This is a genomic window from Kineococcus rhizosphaerae (assembly GCF_003002055.1).
Classification (GTDB): domain Bacteria; phylum Actinomycetota; class Actinomycetes; order Actinomycetales; family Kineococcaceae; genus Kineococcus; species Kineococcus rhizosphaerae.
Genome location: NZ_PVZF01000003.1, coordinates 30,190 through 53,107 on the forward strand (window position 1 = coordinate 30,190; position 22,918 = coordinate 53,107).

General features: G+C 72.8%; 22 protein-coding genes. 6 read left to right on the forward strand and 16 right to left on the reverse strand.

The window, feature by feature from the left end:
- Window positions 1–49 precede the first annotated feature (49 nt).
- The 8 genes from CLV37_RS07235 to iolC form a co-directional block, all read right to left on the reverse strand.
- Entirely contained in the window at window positions 50–1,111 is a 1,062-nt protein-coding gene (locus CLV37_RS07235) for a Gfo/Idh/MocA family protein (RefSeq protein WP_106208720.1), read from the reverse strand.
- Between the two features lie 20 nt (window positions 1,112–1,131).
- Window positions 1,132–1,944, reverse strand: a complete 813-nt coding sequence (locus CLV37_RS07240; protein WP_106208722.1) for an ATP-binding cassette domain-containing protein — start codon at window positions 1,942–1,944, stop codon at window positions 1,132–1,134.
- The gene (locus CLV37_RS07245; protein WP_106208724.1) at window positions 1,941–3,020 is read right to left on the reverse strand and encodes an ABC transporter permease; all 1,080 of its coding nucleotides are present in this window, start codon (window positions 3,018–3,020) and stop codon (window positions 1,941–1,943) included. The genes CLV37_RS07240 and CLV37_RS07245 overlap by 4 nt, the downstream gene beginning before the upstream one ends.
- Before the next feature lie 39 nt (window positions 3,021–3,059).
- Window positions 3,060–3,950 carry a TIM barrel protein gene (locus CLV37_RS07250; RefSeq protein WP_106208726.1) on the reverse strand — a complete coding sequence of 297 codons (891 nt, stop codon included), beginning with the start codon at window positions 3,948–3,950 and terminating at the stop codon, window positions 3,060–3,062.
- Between the two features lie 217 nt (window positions 3,951–4,167).
- Window positions 4,168–6,099, reverse strand: a complete 1,932-nt coding sequence (gene iolD / locus CLV37_RS07255; protein ID WP_106208728.1) for a 3D-(3,5/4)-trihydroxycyclohexane-1,2-dione acylhydrolase (decyclizing) — start codon at window positions 6,097–6,099, stop codon at window positions 4,168–4,170.
- A gap of 9 nt (window positions 6,100–6,108) precedes the next feature.
- A complete protein-coding gene (gene iolB / locus CLV37_RS07260) occupies window positions 6,109–7,014 on the reverse strand; it encodes a 5-deoxy-glucuronate isomerase (RefSeq protein WP_106208730.1) in 906 nt (301 codons plus the stop codon).
- A gap of 10 nt (window positions 7,015–7,024) precedes the next feature.
- Window positions 7,025–7,927, reverse strand: a complete 903-nt coding sequence (locus CLV37_RS07265) for a Cgl0159 family (beta/alpha)8-fold protein (protein WP_106208732.1) — start codon at window positions 7,925–7,927, stop codon at window positions 7,025–7,027.
- Window positions 7,920–8,864: a 5-dehydro-2-deoxygluconokinase gene (iolC, locus tag CLV37_RS07270; RefSeq protein WP_106209350.1), complete on the reverse strand. Its 945-nt coding sequence runs from the start codon at window positions 8,862–8,864 to the stop codon at window positions 7,920–7,922. Before iolC ends, CLV37_RS07265 begins: the two co-directional genes overlap by 8 nt.
- A 249-nt stretch (window positions 8,865–9,113) precedes the next feature.
- Between iolC and CLV37_RS07275 the strand changes: the two genes are divergently transcribed.
- A complete protein-coding gene (locus tag CLV37_RS07275) occupies window positions 9,114–9,854 on the forward strand; it encodes a GntR family transcriptional regulator (RefSeq protein WP_106208734.1) in 741 nt (246 codons plus the stop codon).
- A 54-nt stretch (window positions 9,855–9,908) separates the two neighbouring features.
- Here the strand turns inward: CLV37_RS07275 and CLV37_RS07280 are convergent, their stop codons facing one another.
- On the reverse strand, window positions 9,909–11,378 hold the full coding sequence (locus CLV37_RS07280; protein WP_106208736.1) for a sugar porter family MFS transporter: 1,470 nt from the start codon (window positions 11,376–11,378) through the stop codon (window positions 9,909–9,911).
- Between the two features lie 196 nt (window positions 11,379–11,574).
- On the opposite strand from CLV37_RS07280, the gene CLV37_RS07285 reads away from it, so the two are divergent.
- The 3 genes from CLV37_RS07285 (at window position 11,575) to CLV37_RS07295 (ending at window position 13,523) form a co-directional block, all read left to right on the forward strand.
- Window positions 11,575–12,048 (forward strand): heme-degrading domain-containing protein, encoded by a 474-nt coding sequence (locus CLV37_RS07285; RefSeq protein WP_106208738.1) that lies wholly within the window; start codon window positions 11,575–11,577, stop codon window positions 12,046–12,048.
- Between the two features lie 66 nt (window positions 12,049–12,114).
- Window positions 12,115–12,882, forward strand: coding sequence for a hypothetical protein (locus tag CLV37_RS07290; RefSeq protein WP_106208740.1), 768 nt, complete (start codon window positions 12,115–12,117; stop codon window positions 12,880–12,882).
- A gap of 2 nt (window positions 12,883–12,884) precedes the next feature.
- Window positions 12,885–13,523 carry a hypothetical protein gene (locus CLV37_RS07295; RefSeq protein WP_106208742.1) on the forward strand — a complete coding sequence of 213 codons (639 nt, stop codon included), beginning with the start codon at window positions 12,885–12,887 and terminating at the stop codon, window positions 13,521–13,523.
- On the opposite strand, the gene CLV37_RS07300 is transcribed toward CLV37_RS07295, so the two are convergent.
- Together CLV37_RS07300 and CLV37_RS07305 are read right to left on the reverse strand one after the other, a co-directional pair.
- Entirely contained in the window at window positions 13,473–14,366 is an 894-nt protein-coding gene (locus tag CLV37_RS07300) for an aminoglycoside phosphotransferase family protein (protein ID WP_211298467.1), read from the reverse strand. The genes CLV37_RS07295 and CLV37_RS07300 overlap by 51 nt on opposite strands.
- Window positions 14,363–15,052: a copper homeostasis protein CutC gene (locus CLV37_RS07305; RefSeq protein ID WP_106208744.1), complete on the reverse strand. Its 690-nt coding sequence runs from the start codon at window positions 15,050–15,052 to the stop codon at window positions 14,363–14,365. The genes CLV37_RS07300 and CLV37_RS07305 overlap by 4 nt, the downstream gene beginning before the upstream one ends.
- Before the next feature lie 73 nt (window positions 15,053–15,125).
- Between CLV37_RS07305 and CLV37_RS07310 the strand changes: the two genes are divergently transcribed.
- Complete coding sequence (locus CLV37_RS07310) at window positions 15,126–15,764, forward strand: class I SAM-dependent methyltransferase (RefSeq protein WP_106208746.1); 639 nt, start codon at window positions 15,126–15,128, stop codon at window positions 15,762–15,764.
- Here the strand turns inward: CLV37_RS07310 and CLV37_RS07315 are convergent.
- Entirely contained in the window at window positions 15,740–16,639 is a 900-nt protein-coding gene (locus CLV37_RS07315) for an SDR family oxidoreductase (protein ID WP_106208748.1), read from the reverse strand. The genes CLV37_RS07310 and CLV37_RS07315 overlap by 25 nt on opposite strands.
- An 85-nt stretch (window positions 16,640–16,724) precedes the next feature.
- Between CLV37_RS07315 and CLV37_RS07320 the strand changes: the two genes are divergently transcribed.
- Window positions 16,725–17,303, forward strand: a complete 579-nt coding sequence (locus CLV37_RS07320; RefSeq protein ID WP_106208749.1) for a TetR/AcrR family transcriptional regulator — start codon at window positions 16,725–16,727, stop codon at window positions 17,301–17,303.
- Here CLV37_RS07320 and CLV37_RS07325 read toward each other — a convergent pair.
- From CLV37_RS07325 to purS, 4 genes are all read right to left on the reverse strand, one after another.
- Window positions 17,287–19,491, reverse strand: a complete 2,205-nt coding sequence (locus CLV37_RS07325) for a hypothetical protein (protein ID WP_106208751.1) — start codon at window positions 19,489–19,491, stop codon at window positions 17,287–17,289. The genes CLV37_RS07320 and CLV37_RS07325 overlap by 17 nt on opposite strands.
- Window positions 19,492–19,608: 117 nt before the next feature.
- On the reverse strand, window positions 19,609–21,906 hold the full coding sequence (gene purL / locus CLV37_RS07330; protein ID WP_211298468.1) for a phosphoribosylformylglycinamidine synthase subunit PurL: 2,298 nt from the start codon (window positions 21,904–21,906) through the stop codon (window positions 19,609–19,611).
- Window positions 21,903–22,580: a phosphoribosylformylglycinamidine synthase subunit PurQ gene (purQ, locus tag CLV37_RS07335; protein ID WP_106208753.1), complete on the reverse strand. Its 678-nt coding sequence runs from the start codon at window positions 22,578–22,580 to the stop codon at window positions 21,903–21,905. The genes purL and purQ overlap by 4 nt, the downstream gene beginning before the upstream one ends.
- Complete coding sequence (gene purS, locus CLV37_RS07340; protein WP_106208755.1) at window positions 22,577–22,846, reverse strand: phosphoribosylformylglycinamidine synthase subunit PurS; 270 nt, start codon at window positions 22,844–22,846, stop codon at window positions 22,577–22,579. The genes purQ and purS overlap by 4 nt, the downstream gene beginning before the upstream one ends.
- Between the last annotated feature and the right edge of the window lie 72 nt (window positions 22,847–22,918).

Below are 22,918 nucleotides of genomic sequence, written 5' to 3' on the forward strand. Positions count from 1 at the left end.
CGTGCGTGGTCCCCGCGGCGGCCGGGGACGGCCACCGCGGGGAAGTGGTTCAGGGGCGGGGGCCCAGGTCGATCTCGACCCGCTCACCCGTGTGCAGGGACCGGACCCCGGCCTCGCAGACCGCGGCCGCGGCGTAGCCGTCCCAGACGCCCGGGCCGTCGACGTTGGAGCCGTCGCGGACCGCGTCGATCCAGCGCTGGAACTCGATGTCGTAGGCCGCGCCGAAGCGCTCCTTGAAGTCCTTGGCGATGGAACCGCCCCAGCCGGCGGCCGACTGGGTCACGATGCCCTCGTGCTGGCCGATGCGGGCCTGGCCCTTCTCGGCGACCAGCTCGGTGCGGACCTCGTACCCGAAGGTGGTGTTCACGAAGATCTCGACGTCGACCAGGACGCCGGACTCGGTCTCCATGATGACGAACTGCGGGTCGCGCAGCCCCTCGGGCGCCTGCGTGCTCGACCGGGGGGCGATGACGCGGATCGCGACGATCTCCTCCCCCGTCAGGAAGCGGGTGGCGTCGACCTCGTGCACCACCGAGTCGAGCATCAGCTGCTCGGAGTTGAAGTTCGGCGGCGTGGTGGCGTTGCGGTGCGCGCAGTGCAGGAACAGCGGGGCGCCGTACTCCCCGGAGGCGATGAGCGCGCGCAGCTGCTGGTAGCCGGCGTCGAAGCGGCGCATGAAGCCGACCTGCACGAGCCGGCGCCCGAGTTCGGCCTCCTTCTCGACGATCCTGCGCGAGGTCTGCGCCGAGGTCGTCAGCGGCTTCTCGCACAGGACCGGCTTGCCCGCGTCCAGGGCCAGCAGGACGAGCTCCTCGTGGGTGAAGCCGGGGGTCGCGATGACGAGGGCGTCCACCTCGGGGTCGGTGATGGCGGCCTTCGGGTCGTGGATCGCACGAACCCCGAACTCCTTCGCCACCGCGTCGGTGCGGGCCACGTCGACGTCGCTGACGGCGACGAGTTCCGCGCCCGCCGTCAGCGTCGCCAGCCGGCGGGCGTGGTCCTGGCCCATCATGCCGACCCCGAGGACGGCGACGCGCACCGTCTCGGCCCGGTCGTAGCCCTGACGGGCGCTGTCCGGGTCCAGGACGAGGGTGCTCGAGGTGCTGGTCATGACGGGTTCGTCGCTCCTTCTCAGTTCGCGTCGGTCGCTGCCGTGACGGCGGACAGCTCGTGGCTCAGCGCCTCGAGCTCCGCGCCGCCGGCCATCTCGTTGGTGAGACGGTCGAGGGTGATGTCCGCCCGGGCCGAGTCCAGGGACACGCTGCCGCGGTTGAGGATCACGAAGTGGTTGCCCACGAGGTAGGCGTGGTGGGGGTTGTGGGTGATGAAGATGACCCCCAGACCCGCGTCGCGGGCCTTGGCGACGTACTTCAGGACGACACCGGACTGCTTGACGCCCAGGGCAGCCGTCGGCTCGTCCAGGATCAGGACCTTGGCCCCGAAGTAGATCGCCCGGGCGATCGCGATGCACTGGCGCTGACCGCCGGACAGGGCGCCCACGGAACGGTCCAGGTCGGGCACCGAGATGCCCATCTTCGTCAGTTCCTCACCCGTGATCCGCATCATCGCCTTCACGTCGAGGCGGGAGAACGGGCCCCACCCCGTGCGCATCTCCTGCCCGAGGAAGAAGTTGCGCCAGATCGACATGAGCGGCACCAGGGCCAGGTCCTGGTAGACGGTGGCGATCCCCCGGTCCAGCGACTCGCGCGGGGAGGAGAACGACACCTCCTCACCGTTGACGGTGAACGTCCCGTCGGTGTGGGAGTGCAGCCCGGCGATGATCTTGATGAGGGTCGACTTGCCGGCCCCGTTGTCGCCGAGCACGCAGGTGATCTCCCCCTGCCTGACCGACAGCGACACCCCCCGCAGCGCGTGGACGTTGCCGTACCGCTTGCCGACGTCCTTCAGGGACAGGATCTCGGTGTTCGGAGTGAGAGCGTTCACCGCTTGGCCGCCTGGTTCTTCACGACGAGGTTGACGATGGTCGCGAGCACCAGCATCGCGCCCAGGAAGAGCTTGTTCCAGTCCGCCTGCCAGCCCGCGTACACGATGCCGTTGGTGACGACCCCGTAGATCAGCGCCCCGATGGCCGCGCCGATCGCCGAGCCGTACCCACCGGTCATCAGGCACCCGCCGACGACCGCGGCGATGATGTAGAACAGCTCGTTGCCGACCCCGTTGCCGGACTGCGCGTTGGAGTAGGCGAACAGGTTGTGCATCCCCAGCAGCCAGGCCGTGAACCCGACCGCCATGAACAGGCCGATCTTCGTGGCCTTCACGGGGACACCCACGGCGCGGGCCGCGGCCGGGTCCCCGCCGGCGGCGAAGATCCAGTTCCCGATCCGCGTCCGCAGCAGGATCCAGGTGGCGACGACCACCAGCACGATCCAGAAGATGACCGGCACGCGCACCCCGTTGCCCAGGGGCAGCGTGTAGTCGAAGAACGCCTTGGCCGAGGAGAACCCGTCCATGTCGCTGATCGTCGGCGACGACACCCCACCGGTGATCACCTTCGTCACGCCCAGGTTCAGGCCCGTGAGCATGAAGAACGAGCCGAGGGTGATGATGAAGGACGGCAACCCCGTGCGCACCAGCAGCCAGCCGTTGAACAGCCCCACGGCCAGGGCCAGGACCAGCGCCGCCAGCACACCCACCCACACGTTGAGGTGGAGCTGGTAGGCGACCATCGACGCCGTCAGCGACGCCGTCGTGACCGCGACACCCGCCGACAGGTCGAACTCCCCGCCGATCATCAGCAGCGCGACCGAGACGGCCATGATGCCGATCGTCGACGACGAGTACAGCACCGTCAGCAGCGCCGCCCCCGAGCGCAGGGTCGGAGCCACCACCAGGAACAGCACGAACAGCGCGATCGCCCCGATCAGCGACCCGATCTCGGGCCGCGACAGGAGGACCGACAGCAGCGGCCGGGTCTGCACGCGGTCGTCGGCCGAGGTGGCCCTCCCGCCCGCGTGCGTGGTCGGGGCCGCAGCCCCACCCGCTTCAGTGCGAATCTCCATCGATCCGATCCTCTCTGAGTGCCGAGCCGAACCGGCGTCTTAGCGGCAGGAGTTGAGGTAGGTGCGCGTGCGGGTGGCGATGGGCAGCGGCACGTCGAAGGAGGCCACCGGGTAGATGTCCTGCTCGACGATCGCGAAGATGTCGCGCCCCAGACCCTCGAGAGCCTCCAGGATCGGCGGCATGGCCGGGATCCCCTGGGGCGGTTCCACCATCGCGCCGAGCTTGACGGCCTCGCCGAACGGGAGGTCCTCCTCCTTGACGCGGGCCACGACGGCCGGGTCGACCTGCTTGAGGTGGACGTAGGCGATGCGGTCGGGGTGGTCGGCGATGATCTTGAGGTTGTCGCCGCCGGAGTAGGCCACGTGGCCCGTGTCCAGGCAGAGCTTCACGACGTCGGGGTCGGTCAGCTCCAGGAACCGGTCGACCTCCTCGTGGGTGTCGATGTGGGTGTCCGCGTGCGAGTGGACCGCCACCTGCAGGCCGTAGCCGTCGCGGACGTCGCGGCCGAGGCGGTCCATGCCCGCCGCCAGCCGGGCCCAGCCGTCGGCGTCCAGTTCGCGCGGTTCGATCTGCTCACCGGTCTTGTCGCTGCGCCACTGGCCGGGGATCACGACGAGGTGGGTGCCGCCCATCGCCTGGGTCAGCTTGGCGACCTGCTCGACCTGCGCCCACGCCTCGGCGTAGTGGTCGGGGCGGTGCAGGGCGGCGAAGATCGTGCCGGCCGAGACCTTGAGCCTGCGCTTCTCGAGCTCGTCGGACAGCTCGGAGGCGTCCGTCGGCAGGTAGCCGTAGGGGCCGAGCTCGATCCACTCGTAGCCGGCGTCGACGACCTCGTCGAGGAAGCGGGATGCGGGGGTCTGGAGCTCGTCGTCGGCGAACCAGACGCCCCAGGAGTCGGGGGCGGTGCCGATGGTGATGGACCGAGCCATGGGGAACTTCCTCCACGTCTTCGTGTTCTGCGCGTGCGCCGCGGGTTCCCCGGCGGGGGGTTCGGCTGCAGGAACTGTCGCGCGAACAGGCGCAAACTGTCAAGCGATTGTCGTTACATATTTACCTCCCAACCGCATCACGCGGCGGGAGGTGGGCGGGGACGCACCACGACCTCCCCGGCAAGCGTTTACCGGGGAGGTCGTGGGCGGTTCGGGCTCAGATCAGCGGGCGCTGAGCGGCCTTCTTGCCCTCGTACCAGGTGCGCGCGGTGCGGGTGGACTCCAGGTGCGAGACCTCCGAGACCGGCACGTCCCACCAGCCGCCGCCGTCGGGGGCCTGGGAGTACAGGTCGGTCTCGACGTGCACGACGGTCGACTCCGAGGACGCCTTGGCGTCCTGCAGGGCCGCGACGAGTTCCTTGCGGTTCGCCGGGCGCAGCGTGCGGATGCCCATGCTCTCGGCGTTCGCGGCGAGGTCCACGGGCAGCTTGTCCCCGTCGAGCCGGCCGGAGGCCGAGCGGCGCCGGTACTTCGTGCCGTACCGCTGCGAACCGTGCTGCTCCGAGAGCGCCCCGATGGAGGCGAACCCGTGGTTCTGCAGGATCACCACGATGACCTTGACGTTCTCCTGCACCGCCGTCACGAGCTCGGTCGGCGACATGAGGTAGGAGCCGTCCCCCACCGTGATGAACACGTCGCGGTCGGGCGCGGCCAGCGCCACCCCGATGCCGCCGGGGATCTCGTAGCCCATGCAGGAGTAGCCGTACTCGACGTGGTACTGCTTCGGGTCGCGGCTGCGCCACATGCAGTGCAGGTCGCCCGGCAGCGATCCCGCCGCGCACACGACGACGTCGCGCTCGCCCACCACCTCGTCCACGGCGCCGATGACCTCGGCCTGCGCGAGCAGCCCGGTCTCCTCCCCGGTGCCCGAGAGGTAGAACTCGTCGACGACGGCGTCCCACTCGCGGTTCAGCCGGGCCGCGCGCTCGCGGTAGGCGTCCGGCGTCGAGAAGCCCTGCAGAGCCGTGGTGAGCAGTTCCAGGGCGGTGCGCGCGTCGCCCTGGACGGGCAGGCCGGCGTGCTTCACGGCGTCGATCGAGGCGACGTTGACGTTCACGAACTTCACGTCCGGGTTCTGGAACGCCGTCCGCGAGCCCGTGGTGAAGTCCGAGTAGCGCGTCCCGATCCCGATGACGACGTCGGCCTCGGCGGCGATCTCGTTGGCCGCGGTCGTGCCCGTCGATCCGATGGCCCCCAGCGACAGCGGGTGGTCGTAGCGGATCGCGCCCTTGCCCGCCTGCGACTGCCCGACGGGGATGCCGGTCGCCTCGACGAACGTCCTCAGCGCCTCGGTCGCCTGCGAGTACACGACCCCGCCGCCGGCCACGACGAGGGGGGCCTTCGCGGTGCGGATGAGCGCGGCGGCCTCCTCGACGGCGATCTGCTCGGGCACCGGGCGCGCGATGCGCCAGGTCCGCTCCCTGAACAGGTCGACCGGGAAGTCCCACGCCTCGGCCTGCAGGTCCTCGGGCAGGCAGACGGTGGCCGCACCGGTCTCGGCCGGGTCGGTCAGCACCCGCATCGCGCCCAGCAGCGCCGAGGCGAGCTGCTCCGGGCGCCACACGCGGTCGAAGAACTTCGACAGCGGGCGGAACGCGTCGTTGACCGACACGTCGTAGCCGTACGGCTGCTCCAGCTCCTGCAGCACCGGGGACGCCACGCGCGTGGCGAACACGTCGCTGGGCAGCAGCAGGACGGGGATGCGGTTGATCGTCGCCAGGGCCGCGCCGGTCAGCATGTTCGAGGACCCCGGGCCGACCGAGGCCGTGACGGCCAGGGCCTGCAGCCGGTCCTGCTGACGGGCGTACCCGACGGCCGCGTGGACCATCGACTGCTCGTTGCGGCCGGTGATGTACCGCACCTGGGCGGGGGGGACCCAGCCGTCGCCGAGAGCACCCTCCTCGGCTTCGAGCAGGGCCTGCCCGACCCCGGCCACGTTGCCGTGGCCGAAGATGCCGAACACCCCGCCGAAGAACTGCTGCCGCACGCCGTCGCGTTCGGTGAACTGCGCCTGCAGGAAACGCACGACGGCCTGCGAGACCGTCAGCCGCACCGTCGGCACGGCCGGGTTCGGGGGTACTGCGCTCATCGGTCTCTCTCAGTTCTCGGCGTCGACGGGGGCGGAGTAGAAGGGCAGGCGCGCGTCGACGCTCTGCCCCTCCCAGGTCGATCGCACCCAGCCGTGGGCGGGATCGTCGCAGATCTTCCAGGCCCGTTCGTCCTCGGGCCCGGCCATCACGTTCAGGTAGTACATGTCGTAGGCCGGCGAGGCCACGGACGGGCCGTGCCAGCCGTGCGGGAGCAGCACGACGTCGCCGTCGTGCACCTCCTCGAGGATGTCCAGCGGTCGCTCGTCGTCGCCGTACGCCTGCTGCAGCCCCAGCCCGCCGGGGACGGTGGGCACCCCGGCGGGGGCCAGCGAGCGGAAGGAGTAGTAGTAGATCTCCTCCAGCTCGCTCTCGGTCTCGCTGGAGCGGTCGTGGCGGTGCGGCGGGTACGAGGACCAGTTCCCACCGGGGGTGAGGACCTCGCAGGCGATGAGCTTGTCGGTCTCGAACGCCGCCGGGGTGGCGAAGTTGTTGACCTGCCGGCTCATCTGGCCGGCCCCGCGCAGTTCGACGGAGACCCCCGAGGCGGGGCCGTAGCGGGGGGGCAGGCGGCGTGACGCCCGTGCGCCCGGGAACGAGAACACGCCGCCTGCGGCACTGTGGACCGTCAGCTCGCTGTCGCGGCCGACGTACGCGAAGTCGCTCACGCCGTCGAACACGCTGGTGCGGCCGACGAGGTCGAACGTCTCGCCCTCGACCGTCACCGACCCGGACCCGGACAGCGGCAGGACGATGAGCTCGTCCTGCACCGTCGCGAACGTGCGCGAGGCACCGGGTTCGAGGGTCAGCACACGCAGGCTGGAGTATCCCCAGCCCGCGGACTCGGGCGTCACGACGAGGTCGAAACCATCCGTCGCCCCGGTTCCGGCGGGCACGTACAACGTCGGGTCGGACACGTCGGGACTCCTAGCGGACGAGCGAGACGGCGGTCTTGACGGCGGACTCGACGTCGCCGTCCGGCGGGTAGAGCAGCGTGCGCCCCACCGTCAGGCCCCGGACCGAGGGCAGCGCGAGCGCCTTGCGCCACGTCGCGAACGTCTCCTCCGGGGAGGTCGTGGGGTCCCCGCCGAGCAGCAGCGTCGGGAACGTCGTCGACTCCATGACGCGTTCCATGTCGTCGACCACGGGGATCTTCAGCCACGTGTACGCCGTGGTGCGGCCCAGGGCCTGCGCGACGTTGATGGACTTGACGACGCCCTCGGCGGACAGGTCGTGGACGACCTTGCCGTCCTTCACCGACGACCAGAACGGCTCGATCATCGCGACGAGCCTGCGCGCGGCGAGCTCGCTGATCGCGTCGGCCGAGGCCGTCAGCGTCGGCAGGGTCCCCGCGTCGTCGAGGGCGATGCGGGTGAGGAACTTGCCGCCGTCGAGGTTCATGTCCTCGATGGCCTGCGCGTCGTACCCCGTGAACCGGTCGTCGAGCTCGAACGTGGCGCCCTGCAGGCCGCCGCGGTTCATGGAGCCGAAGACGACCTTGCCCTCCAGCGCCCCGAGGAGGGTGAGGTCCTCGATGATGTCGGCCGAGCCGAGCAGCCCGTCGACGCCGGGGACCGCCAGGGCCACCCGGAGGCGGTCCAGCAGCTCGGTCCGGTCGGCCATCGCCATGGGGTTCTTCCCGACGCCGTTGGCCCCGCGGGCGGGGTGGTCGGCGGCGACGACCATGAGCCGGCCGTCGTCCTCCAGCAGCGGGCGACGGCGGCGGGCCCGGGAGAGCTCGGCGATGCGCTCGGGGTGGCGGGCGCGGATCTCGGCGACCTCGGCGTAGTCCCGGGCGAACTGCGGGGCGGAACCGTTCTGGTCAGGCACGGGCTGCGACCTCCTCGAGCAGGGCGTCCACCTCGGCGGTGTACGGCATGGCGGTGGAGCACTCGCGGCGGGTGGCCACGATGGCCCCGGCGGCGTTGGCGAAGCGCAGCACGCGCTCGAGGTCCCACCCCGACAGCAGCCCGTGGACCAGGGCGCCGCCGAAGCCGTCACCGGCGCCCAGGCCGTTGATGACCGCGACGGGCGTCGGGGGGACCTCGACGAACTCGGTGCCGCCGTCGGCGGTGCGGGTCGCGCCCAGCACACCGCGCGGGCCCTGCTTCACGATCGCGATCTCGACCCCGGCGTCCAGGAGCGCCTGCGCGGCCCGGCGGGGTTCGGTCTCGCCGACGGCGACCTCGCACTCCTCCTTGTTGCCCACCGCGACGGTGACGTGGGGCAGGGCCCTGCGCACCTGCTCGGTCGCCAGCTCGGGCGAGGCCCAGAACATCGGGCGGTAGTCGAGGTCGAGGACCGTGAAGGGCTTGCGGGCCCGGGCCTGCCAGGCGGCGAAGTGCGCCCCGCGGCTCGGTTCCTCCGACAGGCCCGTGACCGTCGCCCAGAAGACCCCCGCGCCGCGGATGGCGTCCAGGTCGAGCTCCTCGGCCCTGATCTGCAGGTCCGGGGCGGTGGGCTGGCGGTAGAACAGCAGCGGGAAGTTGTCCGGCGGGTAGATCTCGCAGAACGCCAGCGGCGTGTTGAGGTCCTCGACCGCGGTGACGAACCGGTCGGAGACGCCGAAGCCGGCGAGCGCCTTGTGGATGAAGGTGCCGAAGGCGTCGTGTCCCGTGCGGGTGATGACGGCCGCCGACCGCCCGTGCCGGGCCGCGGCGACGGCGACGTTGGTCGCGCTGCCGCCGAGGTACTTGCCGAAGGTCTCGACGTCCTCGAGCCCCACGTTGTCCTGCAGCGGGTAGATGTCGACACCGACCCTGCCCATGGTCACGACGTCCAGCGCGCTCGAGCTGCTCACGCCACCACTCACGAAGGGTCCTCCAGTCCGGTGTGTTCTTCCTGCCGTCCCGGGCCGCAGCGGCGCGGTGGCAAGGTCGAGCGTGCTCCGTCGAGGGGTCCCCTGTCAAGCTTTGTCAGGACAAATGAACCTCCTGTTGTACGGACCTCGGGACCGTTACCATGTCGGCACGGTGCGGCGACGTGGCCAGGCCGCCCCTCGACCCGGGAGTTGCACGTGGCAAGCGACCTGTTCGTCGACCTCGACCGATCGAGCCCTGTCCCGCTCTACTTCCAGGTGGCGCGGCAGATCGAGCAGGCCATCGAGCACGGCAAGCTCCCCCCCGGTTCGCGCCTGGACAACGAGATCCACCTGGCCGACCAGCTGGGCCTGTCCCGGCCCACCATGCGCCGCGCGATCCAGCAGCTCGTGGACAAGGGCCTGCTGGTGCGCAAGCGCGGGGTGGGCACGCAGGTCGTGCACGGCCAGGTGACGCGCCCGGTCGAGCTGACGAGCCTGCACGACGACCTCGCCCAGTCCGGGCAGCACCCGACGACGCAGGTGCTGCTGCACGAGATGGACGGCGCGGACGACGAGGTCGCCGGTTCGCTGGCGATCAGCCCGGGCACCCCCGTGCTGCACCTGCGCCGGCTGCGGATGTCGGGGGGCGAACCGCTGGCCGTCCTGGAGAACTGGCTGCCCGCGCCCTACACCGACCTCACCGTCGAGGCGCTGACCGAACGCGGCATGTACCAGTTGCTGCGCAGCCGCGGCGTCGGCATGCGCGTCGCCCGCCAGCGCATCGGCGCCCGCCGGGGCAGCGGGGAGGAGTGCTCGCTGCTCGACGAACGCCGGGGGTCGCCGCTGCTGACGATGGAGCGCACGACGCACGACGACTCCGGCCGGGTCGTCGAGTTCGGGCGGCACGTCTACCGCGCCAGCCGCTACGCCTTCGAGGTCACCCTCGTCGACCGCTGACCCGCCCACCCGGTCCTCTGGGCCGGGTGGGTCGGGTCGGTCGCGGCCGGCGGGTCAGGCGAACTCGCGGACCTCCTTGTCGAAGATCGTGCCGTCCGTGACGGCCGCCTCGAGCTCCTCCAGGGTGCGCCCGCGCGTCTCCGGGACCTGCGTCTTGACGAAGACGAGGGCCAGCAGGTTGATGACGGCGAACCCGAAGAAGCAGCCCGTGATCCCGACCGCGTCGACGAGCGTGGGGAAGTACAGGCCGAGGAAGGCGTTGGCCAGCCACAGCACGAACACCGAGGTGCCCATGCCGAAGGCGCGCATCTTCAGCGGGAAGATCTCGGACAGCGTGACCCAGACGGCGACGTTGAGGAACGTCTGCATGGAGCCGACGAAGGCGACGACGAGGACGAGGATCACCCACGGGCGCAACGGGTTGCCGACCGGCAGGACCAGCGACCCGATGCCGATGAGCAGGTGGCAGACCGTCGTGAGGGTGAAGCCGATGATGAACGTCCGGCGCCGGCTGAAGCTGTCCATCATGCGCAGGGCGATGACCGCGCCGATGACCGCGATGAGGCCGGGGGCGATGTTGACGATCAGCGCCGTGCTGTCGTCGAAACCGGCTTCCTTCAGGATCGCCTGCCCGTAGTACATGATCGAGTTGATCCCGGTGAGCTGCTGGGCGACCCCCAGCCCGATGCCGACGAGCAGGATCCGGCGCAACCACCGGTTGGACAGGACGCTGCGCCAGTCGAGGTGCTCGCGCTTGGACTCCTCGTAGGTGAGGTCCGCGATCTGGCGGGCCTCGGCCTCGGCGCGCTCGCGCGGGCGGACCTGGGCCAGGACGTCGACGGCCTCGTCGAACTGGCCGTGGTCGATCAGCCAGCGCGGGGACTCGGGCACCCGGAGCATGCCGATGAACAGCGCGACGGCGGGCAGCGTGACGAAAGCGAGCATGATGCGCCAGACGCCGCCGTACTCGCCCCAGACGTTCCCGACGATCGCGTTGACGACGAACGCCGCCAGCTGACCGACGACGATCATCATCTCGTTGCGGCCCGACAGCGACCCGCGGATCTCGTACGGCGCCAGTTCGGCGAGGTAGACGGGCACCACGGTCGAGGCGGCCCCGACCGCGAGGCCGAGCAGCACGCGGCCGACGACCATGACCTCGAAGGTGGGCGAGAACACGCAGACGAGCGCGCCGGTGAAGAAGAACGCCGACATCAGCAGGATCGTCTTGCGGCGGCCCCAGGCGTCGGACAGCCGGCCGCCGGAGATGGCGCCGACGGCCGCGCCGAACAGGAGCGAACTGGTGACGACCCCCTCGGTGAACGACGTGAGGCCGAGTTCGGCCTTCATGGGGTCGAGGGCGCCGTTGATGACGCTCGTGTCGTAGCCGAAGAGCAGACCCCCGAACGTGGCGACGAGGGCGACGACCCCCAGGCGCTTGCGGTACGGACCCGCCGTCAGGGGCGGCAGCGAGGGACGCACGCCCTGTCCCGCGGGATCCGGCTGACCCTTGGTGCTCGGCAAGAGAACTCCTTCGTCCTGGCGGTGGCGGCCACCGCGCGCATCCACGGCGACGACTCCGGGACGGTAGGCGCGTAATCGTGAGGATGTCAAGACAAAGCCACCTCAGCGAACCCTCCGCCACCCCGTGCCGACCGGCCTGCGCCGTGACGAGGGGGAGGATCACCCCGATACCGCCGCCCCGACCCGAGGAGCCCCCGTGAGCACCGACGCCGACCTGCTGGACCGCCTGATCGCCGACGAGGACCGCCTGGTCCTGGACCGCTTCGACGACGACGACGCCTGGCGCCTGGGGTCGCTGCTCGTCGAGCGCGCTCGCAGCCGGGACCTGCCGGTGGCCATCGCCGTCCGCCGCAACGGGCAGCGGCTGTTCCACGCCGCCCTGCCGGGGTCGGCGCCCGACAACGACGACTGGGCGCAGCGCAAGATGAACGTCGTCGACCGGTTCAGCCGCTCGTCGTACCTCGTGGGGACGCGGTGGCGGCTGGGCGGGGAGGACTTCGACACCGGGGCGCGGCTGGACCCGCGCACGTTCGCCGCGCACGGCGGCGCGTTCCCGCTGCGGGTGCGCGGCGTCGGGGTGGTCGGGGCGGTCGCCGTGTCGGGACTGCCGCAGGAGGACGACCACGCCCTCGTCGTCGAGGTCCTCGCCGAGTTCCTCGCCGGTTCCTGAGCGCACCCCGGCCCGGTGCGGCGCGAACACGCCGCGCCGGGCACGGGCAACCCCTAGGTTCGGTCCATGGACGACGCTGAGGACCGGGACGTCCCCGACACCGACGACAGGCCACCCCGGCGGCTGCGGTGGGGCGTGTGGGTCCTCGCCGTCGCGGCGTTGCTGCAGCCGGTCGTGCTGGCCGTGGCGGTGCTGAACGTCCTGTCGGGTTCCCTCGACGCGCGCTACTTCTCCGTCTACTCGACGGGCGCCGACGGCACGCAGACCGTGACGCTGCAGCCCGGCATCACGTTCTGGCAGCGCTGGTCGGTCATCACCTTCACCGTGCCCGCGGACCGGGCGGTGCTGGGGCCGACGGCCGTCGTGGTGGCACTGGCGGTCGTGCACCTCGTGGGCCGCCGGCCGCTGCCGCGCGGTGTGCGGTGGACCGCGGTCGCCGCGGCGGGCCTCAGCTCGCTGCTGGCGCTGGCGTCGGTGGTCGTGCTGCTGCTCCTGCAGTCCCGGCCCGAGGACGAGACGGGCTACTACAGCAGCCGGTCCACCCTCGTCGACGTCGGGGCCCCCGCCGCGGCCGTGGGGCTCGCGGTCGTGTTCGCGGTCCTCGCCGCGGTCGTGCTGCTCGGTCCCGTCGCCCCCGCCCCACCGCCGGGACCCGAGCCCCGGTCCGAGCCCCGCCCCGAACCCCGCCCCGAACCCGACGTCGACCCCGTGGAGGAGCCCGGCCCCGACCCCGCACAGGTCGGGGTCGCACCGGAACCCCCCGGCCGCGAACCGGTCCCGGCCGGTCTGCCGACCCCGTCCCCGGAGGAGTACGCGTGGTACCGCCGACCCTGAGGGTGACCGGGGAACCCGACGGCGAACGGGGCGGGGAAGGGGCCGGGGAACGGTCCGAGGACGCCACCGGCCCGCGCTGGTCGTGGTCGTTCTGGTGCGCGTTCGCGGCGGCGGCAGCCCCGGCGGCCGTCTCGCTCCTGGTGACGCTGGGCACCTACCAGGACGACGACCTCGTGCACCAGTACACCTCGACCCCCGACCCGACGACGGCGCTGGAGTTCGGGGACCGGTGGGCCGTCGTGCTGCGCCTGGACCAGCCGGGCTGGTCCTCGATCCTGACGGCGCTGGCGACGCTGGTCCTGGCGGCCGTCGTCGTCACCGGCCGGCCGGCCTGGCTGCAGGTGCCGTCGGGCCGGGTGGCCGTCGTCGGCCTGGGCGTGGCCGGTGCGGCGTGGGCACTGGTCCCCGTCCTCGTGACCTGCGCCTACCTGCTCTCCGACCCGACGACGGCGGAGGAGGCCGCCCGGGCCCAGTGGGGTGACCAGCGGACGAGGTTCTCGGAGTGGGCGCCCGCCGGGGGGCAGTCGCTGCTGGCCGCAGCGGTCAGCACTGTGGCCGCGTGGTGGTGCGGGTGGCGGGGCGGGTGGCGCTCACACGAGGGGGTCGGCGAGGACCCGGTCGAGGGTGCGCCGGCCCAGTGAACTCATCCGGGGGTTCGTGACCTCGTAGTACCGGACGAGCCCCAGGGCCTGCTGGAACGCCCACGCCTGGCCGCGCACCCAGTCCAGACCCTCGGCCGCGCAGGCGGTCCGGAACTCCTCCCGGGCCGCGGCGTCGAACAGGTGCCAGGCCGCCAGCAGGTCGAGCGCGGGGTCGGCGGGGCCGAGCGAGCCCACGTCGAGGACGCCCGTCAGGCGTCCACCGGTCAGCAGCAGGTTTCCCGGGACGAGGTCGCCGTGGGTCACGACGTCGGCGGACACGTGCGGCAGGACCCGGAACCGGGACCACAGCGCCCGCAGCGCGGCGACGTCGAGGAGCCCGGCGCTGCGCTCCAGGCACTCGGCCACCCACGCGTCGTGCGCGTGCAGGTCACCGCCGCGGCCCGTCCCGGCGAACCGGCGCCCGTGCAGCGGCAGGTCCCGCACCCCGCGGACGAACTCGGCGAGGTCGCCGGCCAGCTCACGGCCCGCCGCGGTGTCGACCGTGTCCGCGGGAGTCCCGGGGATCCACCGCAGCACGGTCCAGGCGAACGGGTAGCCCTCGCCGGGGGCTCCGGTCGCCAGGACCTCCGGGGTCGCGAACCGCGTGCGGCCGTGCAGTTCGCGCGTCGCGGCGAGTTCGCGCGGCAGGTCCGTCGCGGTCCCCGCGCGCAACGGCAACCGGACGACGAGTTCGGGCCCGAGCCGGAACACCGCGTTGGCGGTGGCCGCCGACGGCAGGTCGACGACGGGCAGTCCGGCCCACTCGGGGAACTGCGTGGCGACGAGGCGGGCGACGACGTCGGCGCCGACGTCGACCTGGTCGTCGTGCAGGCGCACGCTCACGCCCCCACCGCCCGGGCCACGAGGTCGGGGTCGACGTCGTAGCGGGCGCCGAAACCGGTGTCCTCGTACGTCAGCCGGCGGGCGGACAGGTGGACGTCGGTGACCCCGGTCGCGGCGAGGAGTTCACCGACGCGCTCGGGCCGGACCCCTCCCCCGGCCGTGACGGCGATCCGGCCGTCGGCGGCGGCGACGGCACGGGCGATGCGGGCCGTCCCGTCGTGGGCCGAGTCCGCCCCGCCGGAGGTGAGGATGCGGTCGACCCCCACGGACAGCAGGTCGGCGACGTTCTCCTCCACGCCCGGGTGGACGTCGAACGCCCGGTGCACCGTGAGGTCGGCGTCCCCGGCCAGTTCCCGCAGCCGGTGCAGCGCGTCGACGTCGAACCGGCCGTCGAGCCGCAGCGGCCCGACGACGATCCCGGCGGCACCGGCGTCCAGCGCCACCGAGGCGTCGTGCACGACGACGGCGAACTCGTCGGCGTCGTGGACGAAGTCCCCCGGCCGCGGGCGCAGCAGGACGTGGACCCCGACCGGCCCGGCGGCCTCGACCGCGCGCTCGACGAGCCCGAGGGAGGGGGTGAGCCCGCCCACCTCCAGCGCGACGCACAGCTCGACGCGGTGCGCCCCCGCGGCGCGCGCGGCACGCACCCCGGCGACGTCGGTGACGGCGACCTCCACGGTGGGCACGCCTCCACCCTGCCCTGGATCGGGGGCGCGTTCCACCCTTGCGCCCGGGTGGAGCCGCGAGGACCCTGACCGCGTGGGCTTCTACGGCGACCGGCTGCGTCCGCGGCTGCTGGAGGTGGGGATGCGGCACCCCGCGCTGGCGCAGGTCCGCGAGCGGGTGTGCGCGGACCTGGCGGGCGACGTCCTGGAGATCGGCTACGGGACGGGCCTGAACCACCCCCACCTGCCGCCGGCGGTCGCCGGGGTGTGGGCCGTGGAACCGTCCGCGACCGCGTTGCGGCTGGCCGCGCCCCGCCGTGCCGCGGCCAGCACCCCGGTCGTCGACGCGGGCTCGGACGCCCAGCGGATGGACCTGCCGGACGACCGGTTCGACGCGGCCCTGTCGACGTTCACGCTGTGCGGGATCCCCGACGCCGCCGCGGCGCTCGCCGAGGTCGCGCGGGTGCTCAGGCCCGGGGCGGTCTTCTCCTTCGTCGAGCACGGCCGGGCGCCTGACGAGGACGTCCGCCGCTGGCAGCGGCGGCTGAACCCGGTGAACCGCGCCGTGAACGGCTGCCTGCTCGACCGGGACGTCCCCGCCCTGCTGACCGGCGCCGGGTTCCGGGTCAGGCAGCTGACCGCGTCCTACCACCCGGGCTTCCCCCGGTTCCTGGCCCACCTGTACGAGGGGCGGGCGCAGGCGCCGGGTCAGGCCGTGGGAGCCGACAGGTAGCTGGGGAGGTCGTCGGCCAGCGTCGGGCCGTTCGGGTGCCAGCCGAGCAGGGCGCGGGTCTTGTCGCTGGTGGCGGCGAGGTGCATCCCGAAGAAGAACCCGATCCAGCCGATCCGCGTGGTCGCCTCGGCTGGGTCGACGGGGACGACGGGCAGGCCCAGGCCCTCGCCGATGGCGGTGGCGATGTCGCGGGTCGCGATGCCCTCCTCGGCCACGACGTGCAGCCGGGTGCCGGCGGGGGCCCCTTCGACGGCGAGCCGGACGGCGCGGGCGGCGTCGGTGACGTGCACGGCGGACCACTCGTTCGACCCGTCGCCCACGTACCCGGACTGCCCGGCGGCACGGGCCCCGGCGACGAGGGCGGCGACGAAGCCGTGGTCGCCGGCGCCGTGGACGGTGGGGGCGAACCGGGCGGCGATGGCGCGGACCCCGCGGTCGGCGTAGTCGAGGGCGAGGCGCTCGGACCCGCCGCGCATCGCGTCGGGCCCGACGTGGGGGTTCACGTCGTCCTCGGTGACGGCCCGGCCCTCGACGATGCCGGCGTGACCGCTGGCCACCAGGAACGGCCGGCCACTGCCTTCGAGGGTGTCCGCGATCGTCTGCACCGCAGCGCGTTCGGCGGCGTTGGACACGGCGGGGTTCGCGAAGTCGTGCTTGTTGGCCAGGTGGACGGTGCCGTCGGTGGACGCGGCCCCCTCGCGCAGGGAGTCGAGGTCGTCGAGGTCGCCGCGCAGGACCTCGGCGCCCTTGGCCTCGAGCGTCGCGGCGGAGGCGTCGGAACGGGCCAGGCCGAGGACCTCGTGGCCGGCGGCGAGGAACTCGTCGACGGTGTGGGAACCGATCCAGCCGGACGCACCGGTGATGAAGACACGCACGGGGAACCTCCAGGGGTTGTGATGTCGTGGTGTGACATCACTGTAGACCCGGATGTCAGGATCTGTCATCACCTAGGATGGGTCCATGGCGAGATGGGCACCCGGAGCCGGCGACCGACTGCAGGCGGCCGCCCTCGACCTGTTCACCGACCAGGGCTACGACCAGACGACCGTCTCCCAGATCGCCGAACGCGCCGGCGTCACCGACCGGACCTTCTTCCGCTGGTTCCCCGACAAGCGCGAAGTCCTCTTCGCCGGCAGCGAGCGCCTGCTCGCCCTGTTCACCGACGCCGTCGCGGGCTCGCCCGCCACGGACCCCGTCGAGATCGCCGCCGACGCCCTCGCCGCCTCGACCGCGTTCTTCGCCGAGGAACGCCGGCCCTGGGCCCGCCGCCGCGCCGCCGTCGTCTACGGCCACCCGGCACTCGCCGAGCGCGAGCAGCTCAAGATGCTCACCCTCGCCGCCGCGCTCGCCGAGGCGCTGCGCGGGCGCGGGGTCCCCGAACCCGACGCCACCCTGCTCGGGCACACCACGGTCACCGTGTTCCAGGTGTCGTTCGAGGCGTGGATCCGTCCGGACGAGACGCGGGAGATGGCGCAGATCCAGCGCGAGACGTTCGCCGCGCTGCGCGAGACCCTGGGCCGCGTCAGCACTCCAGGGTGACCGGGCCGATCAAGCCCGACGGTCGCCGCAACCCCTCGTAGTGGTTCGCCGGGCTGTTGCTCACCTGCACCTCCAGCGCGTTGCGCCCAGGCTGCAGGACACCGTCCGGGACGTCGACGCGGTACGGGGCCCACATCCTGCGTCCCACCTCGATCCCGTTGCAGCGCAGGGTGACCGCCTCCCCCACGACCCCGAGGTCGAGCACCGCCGCGCCCACCCCGGCCGGGACGTCGACGGACGCGGAGTACACGCACGTGCCGGAGACCCGGCGCAGCTCCTCGTACTGCGCCCAGTCGCCGAGCCCCACGGTGCCGACCGCGGGCTCGTCGTCCAGGGTCGTCGTGAACCGCCCGCGCCACTGCGGCACGGGCACCCGCCGCCCCGGCCGGGGCGTCGCCCCACCCTCGTCCCCGTTCCCCGCCCCGAACCGCACGGCGACGCTCTGCCGGGGTTCCAGGCGCAGCGGCGCGCGCCCGTCGACCACCCGGACCCGGCGCGTGCGGCCCGTCAGCAGGTCCTCGACCAGCACCGACGCGTGCTCCGGCCCCACGAGCAGGCCGGTCTCGAGGAGTTCCTCCCCCTCGTGGAAGCACAACCAGAACTCCTCCTCGCCGCACCAGCGCGTCACCCGCAGGTCGGGAGCGGCGGGAAGGGCGAGCGGCGGGACGTCCAGGAGGTCAGCGCCGGAGTCGGCGTCGGCGCGCACCACGTGCCGGAACCGCCCCGCGGGCAGGTCGGCCTCGGTGACGTACGTGAAGTCGACCTGCCGCTGCAGCAACCGCGCCGCCACCGCGTCGTCGACCCGCTCGCCGTCGACCACCACCGCCACGTCGACCGAGCGCTGCGCCCCGTCGCAGAGGTCGGCGACCCGGTTCACGTACCGCACGAGGTCGGGCACGTACGGCCGGTACGACGTGAACCGGCCGAGGTCGGGTTCGCTCTCGTAGGCCCGCCCACCGCGCACGGAGGCGAAGAACGCGTGCAGGACGAGTTCGGTGACGCCCCGGGCGAGGTACCAGTCGAGCAGCCACTTCGCCTCCGACAGCGTCAGCGCCCACCCGTAGGCGCCGAGCACCTCCGCGAGAGCGGGACCGCGTCCGCGCAACCGCGCTGCCGAAGCGGCCACGGCGGGGGCGGTGCTCTCCGGCCCGCGCAGGCCGGTGCCGTCGGCGGGCAGCACCCAGCGCCACACGGTGTCCTGACCCGGCCAGTCCAGGACCCGCGCCGTCTCCAGGTCGTCCGGTTCGGCGGGGTGACCCGTGAGGGCGACGCCGTGGTCGGCGCACCAGCGGTGCAGCGTCCCGTAGTACACGTCCCGGACCCGGCGGCGCAGCGCCCGGTCGTAGGCGGCGCGGGCCGCCGAGCCGGGTTCCCACAGCAGCGGCAGGTCGCGCAGCACGTCGGCGACCGCACCGCCCGGCCCGGCGAGGTCGTGTTCGAAACCCGGTGTCCACGCGAAGCAGTCCGGCCGCGCGCCCCGGCCGGTGGGCATCGGTTCGTCGGTGAACACCGCGACGACGGTGGACCCCAGGTGGTCCCCCAGCGCCTCGGCGTAGCGGTCGTGGGTGAGTTCGACGAACGCGCGGACCGCGTCCGGGTCCAGCAGGGAGGCCGCCGCGGGTGCGGTCGCCGACTCGTCGTCCTGGTCGGCGTGGGCACCGCGGATCGTGCCGCCGCTGAGAACGTCGAAGACCGCCACCGTCCGCCACCGGCCCGCCGGCAGGTCCAGCCAGACGAGGCCGCGGTGCTCCACCGGCAGCAGCCGCCGCGACCCGGTGTCCTCCTCGACCAGCACCACGACCAGCAACCGGTCCTCCAGGGACCGGCCGAGCGTGGGGCGCCAGTACGTCGTGACCGGTCCGTCCCACCGTTCCTCCTGGCGCACCAGGCACCGGGCGGCGAACGCCGGGTCGCGGGCCACGACGGCACCGTTCGCCGACCCTGACGGGTAGGACGCCTCGTCGTACAGCACCACCGCCAGACCGAGCCGCGCGCACTCGTCGACGGCGTACCGCACGAGGCGGAAGAACTCCTCGGTCAGGTACCCGACGGCGCGGGACAACCCGATGCGCGCGCTGAGGGTCACGCCGCGCAAACCCGCCGCGGCGAGTTCCTCGAGCTGAGCGGTGACGGCCGCCTCGTCGAGGTGGTCGTTCCAGAACACGAAGGCCCAGCTGCCGATCGCCACAGGATCACCCTCCCCCAGCGGACCGGGGTGCGCCAGAGCGAGGCCTCGCCCCGGCGACCGCGGGTCGGGACGACGGAGGGGCCGGCCCGCGTCGCGGACCGGCCCCTCGTGACGACCTCAGCCGAAGTGCTGCGGCAGCGTCGCGGTGTGCGTCGCGCGCAGTTCCGCGAGCGGCACCGAGAACCGCCCCTGCACCTCCAGGGAGTCGCCGTCGCTCACGCCGATGCGCAGGTGCGCCAGACCGCGCGCGGTGCACATGTCGGTGAACCGGACCTCCTCCTCGCGCGGCACGGACACGATCGCCCGGCCCGCGGACTCGGAGAACAGCGCGGTGAACGCGTCGATCCCGTCGCGCTCGAGCAGTTCGTCCAGCCACACCCGCGCACCGACGCCGTAGCGCAGCACCGATTCGACGAGGGCCTGGGCCAGGCCGCCGTCGGACAGGTCGTGCGCGGCGTCGACGAGGCCGTCGCGCGAGCACTGCACCAGCACGTCGGCCAGCAGCTTCTCGTGCGCCAGGTCCAGGACGGGCGGCAGCCCACCGAGGTGACCGTGCTCGGCCCACGCCCACTCCGACCCGCCGAACTCCGCGCGGGTGGTGCCGAGCAGGTAGACGTTCTGGCCCGCGTCCTTCCACCCCGAGGGGGTGCGGCGGCGGACGTCGTCGAGCACGCCGAGGACCCCGATGACGGGCGTCGGCAGGATCGCCGAGTTCAGCCCGTCGTCGCCGGTCTGGTTGTAGAGCGAGACGTTGCCCCCCGTGACGGGGACGCCGAGCTCCTCGCACGCCAGGGCCAGGCCCTGGACGGCCTCGGCGAACTGCCACATGACGCCGGGGTCCTCGGGCGAGCCGAAGTTCAGGCAGTCGGTGACGGCCAGCGGTTTCGCGCCGCTCGCGGCGACGTTGCGGTACGCCTCGGCCAGCGCGAGCGCCGCGCCGGTGCGCGGGTCGAGGCGCGCGAAGCGCCCGTTGCCGTCGAGGGACAGCGCGACCCCGAGGTTGGTCTCCTCGTCGACGCGCACGACGCCCGCGTCGTCGGGGGTGGCCAGCGCCGTGCCGCCCATGACGTAGCGGTCGTACTGGTCGGTGACCCAGGCGCGCGAGGACAGGTTCGGCGAGCCGACCATCCGCAGCAGCGTGGCGCGCAGCTCCTCGTCGGAGCCGGGGCGCGGCAGCGCGTCGGGCGTGTCCGCCTGCAGCGCGTCCTGGGACTGCGGGCGCGCGTAGGGCCGCTGGTACACCGGGCCGTCGTGGGCGACGGTGCGCGGGGGGACGTCGACGACGGTCTCGCCGTGCCACTGCACGACGAGGTGGTCGCCGTCGGTGACCTCCCCGAGCACGGCGGCCTCGACGTCCCACTTGGCGGTGACCGCGAGGAACGCCTCGACGTTCGCCGGGGTGACGACGGCCATCATGCGTTCCTGCGACTCGCTCATGAGGATCTCCTCGGGCGAGAGCGAGGGGTCGCGCAGCGGGACGCGGTCGAGGTGGATGAGCATCCCGCCGTCACCGGCCGAGGCCAGCTCGCTGGTGGCGCAGGACAGCCCGGCGCCGCCGAGGTCCTGGATGCCCTCGACCAGACCGGCCTGGAACAGCTCCAGGCAGCACTCGATGAGCACCTTCTCCTGGAACGGGTCCCCCACCTGCACGGCCGGGCGCTTGGACGGCCCGGTCGCGTCGAACGTCTCGCTGGCCAGCACCGAGACGCCGCCGATGCCGTCGCCGCCGGTGCGGGCGCCGAAGAGCACGACGAGGTTGCCGACGCCGCGGGCGTTGGCCAGGTGCAGGTCCTCGTGCTTCATCGCGCCGACGCACAGGGCGTTGACGAGCGGGTTGCCCTGGTAGGTCGGGTCGAACACGACCTCGCCGCCGATGTTCGGCAGGCCGATGCAGTTGCCGTAGCCGCCGACGCCGGAGACGACGCCGGGCACGACGCGGGCGGTGTCGGGGTGGTCGATCGCCCCGAAGCGCAGCGAGTCCATGACGGCGATCGGGCGCGCACCCATGGCCATGATGTCGCGGATGATCCCGCCGACGCCGGTGGCCGCGCCCTGGTAGGGCTCGATGTAGCTGGGGTGGTTGTGGGACTCGACCTTGAAGGTCACGGCCCAGCCCTGGCCGATGTCGACGACGCCGGCGTTCTCCCCGATGCCCACCATGAGGTGTTCCTTCATGGCGTCGGTGACGTGGTCGCCGAAGGTGCGCAGGTGGACCTTGGAGCTCTTGTAGGAGCAGTGCTCGCTCCACATGACCGAGTACATGGCCAGCTCCGCACCCGTGGGGCGGCGCTGGAGGATCTCGCGGATCCGCTCGTACTCGTCGGCCTTGAGGCCGAGCTCGGACCACGGCTGCGGGTGCTCCGGGGTCCCCGCCGCCTTCTCGACCGTGTCCAGCGTGCTCACACCGGTGCTCACGCGATCGCCTCCAGTCCGGCCTTCAGCACGGAGGTGAACAGGCCGAGGCCGTCCAGCCCGGGCCCGAAGAGCTCCTCGACGGCGTGCTCGGGGTGCGGCATGAGGCCGACCACGTTGCCGCGCTCGTTGCTGATGCCCGCGATGTCGCGCAGCGAGCCGTTGGGGTTGACGTCGAGGTAGCGGAAGACGACGCGGCCCTCGCCCTCGAGCCGGTCCAGGGTCGCCTCGTCGGCGACGAAGCCGCCCTCGCCGTTCTTCAGCGGGACGGTGATCTCCTGGCCCTCGGTGAAGTCCGACGTCCAGACCGTGGCCGTCGTCTCCACGCGCAGCCGCTGGTCGCGGCAGATGAACTTCTGGTGGTCGTTGCGGACCAGCGCGCCGGGCAGCAGGTGCGACTCGCACAGCACCTGGAAGCCGTTGCAGATGCCCAGGACGGGCAGGCCGCCCTCGGCGCCGCGCACGACCTCGGTCATGACGGGCGCGAACCGGGCGATGGCGCCGCAGCGCAGGTAGTCGCCGTAGGAGAAGCCGCCGGGCAGCACGACCGCGTCGACGCCCTTGAGGTCGGCGTCGGCGTGCCACAGGGCGACGGCCTCGCCGCCGGCGAGGGTCACGGCGCGACGCGCGTCGGCGTCGTCGAGGGACCCGGGGAAGGTGACGACCCCGACCTTCACGCGGAGGCCTCGGGGGCCCCGGCGGCGTCGCGGACGCTGACGACGTCCTCGATCACCGGGTTCGACAGCAGCTTCTCGGCCGCCTGGCGCGCCTGCGCCAGGACCTCGGGGGTGACGTCCCCCTCGACCTCCAGCTCGAAGCGCCGGCCCTGGCGGACGGAGGTGAAGAGATCGAAGCCCAGGCGCGGGAGGGCGCCGACGACGGCCTTGCCCTGCGGGTCGAGGATCTCGGGTTTCGGCATGACGTCGATGACGACGCGGCCCATGCGCGGCGCTCCTTCGGGGAGGGGGATCGGCGACCCCCAGGCTACCGCCGCTCAAGGCGCCGCCCGTCCGTG

Bases quoted from the DNA above. Each gene is read 5' to 3' on its own strand.
- CLV37_RS07235 (WP_106208720.1), bottom strand. From the start codon at position 1,111: ATGACCAGCACCTCGAGCACCCTCGTCCTGGACCCGGACAGCGCCCGT.
- CLV37_RS07245 (WP_106208724.1), bottom strand. From the start codon at position 3,020: ATGGAGATTCGCACTGAAGCGGGTGGGGCTGCGGCCCCGACCACGCAC.
- CLV37_RS07250 (WP_106208726.1), bottom strand. From the start codon at position 3,950: ATGGCTCGGTCCATCACCATCGGCACCGCCCCCGACTCCTGGGGCGTC.
- iolD (WP_106208728.1), bottom strand. From the start codon at position 6,099: ATGAGCGCAGTACCCCCGAACCCGGCCGTGCCGACGGTGCGGCTGACG.
- iolC (WP_106209350.1), bottom strand. From the start codon at position 8,864: ATGGGCAGGGTCGGTGTCGACATCTACCCGCTGCAGGACAACGTGGGG.
- CLV37_RS07290 (WP_106208740.1), top strand. From the start codon at position 12,115: ATGGACGACGCTGAGGACCGGGACGTCCCCGACACCGACGACAGGCCA.
- CLV37_RS07320 (WP_106208749.1), top strand. From the start codon at position 16,725: ATGGCGAGATGGGCACCCGGAGCCGGCGACCGACTGCAGGCGGCCGCC.
- purS (WP_106208755.1), bottom strand. From the start codon at position 22,846: ATGGGCCGCGTCGTCATCGACGTCATGCCGAAACCCGAGATCCTCGAC.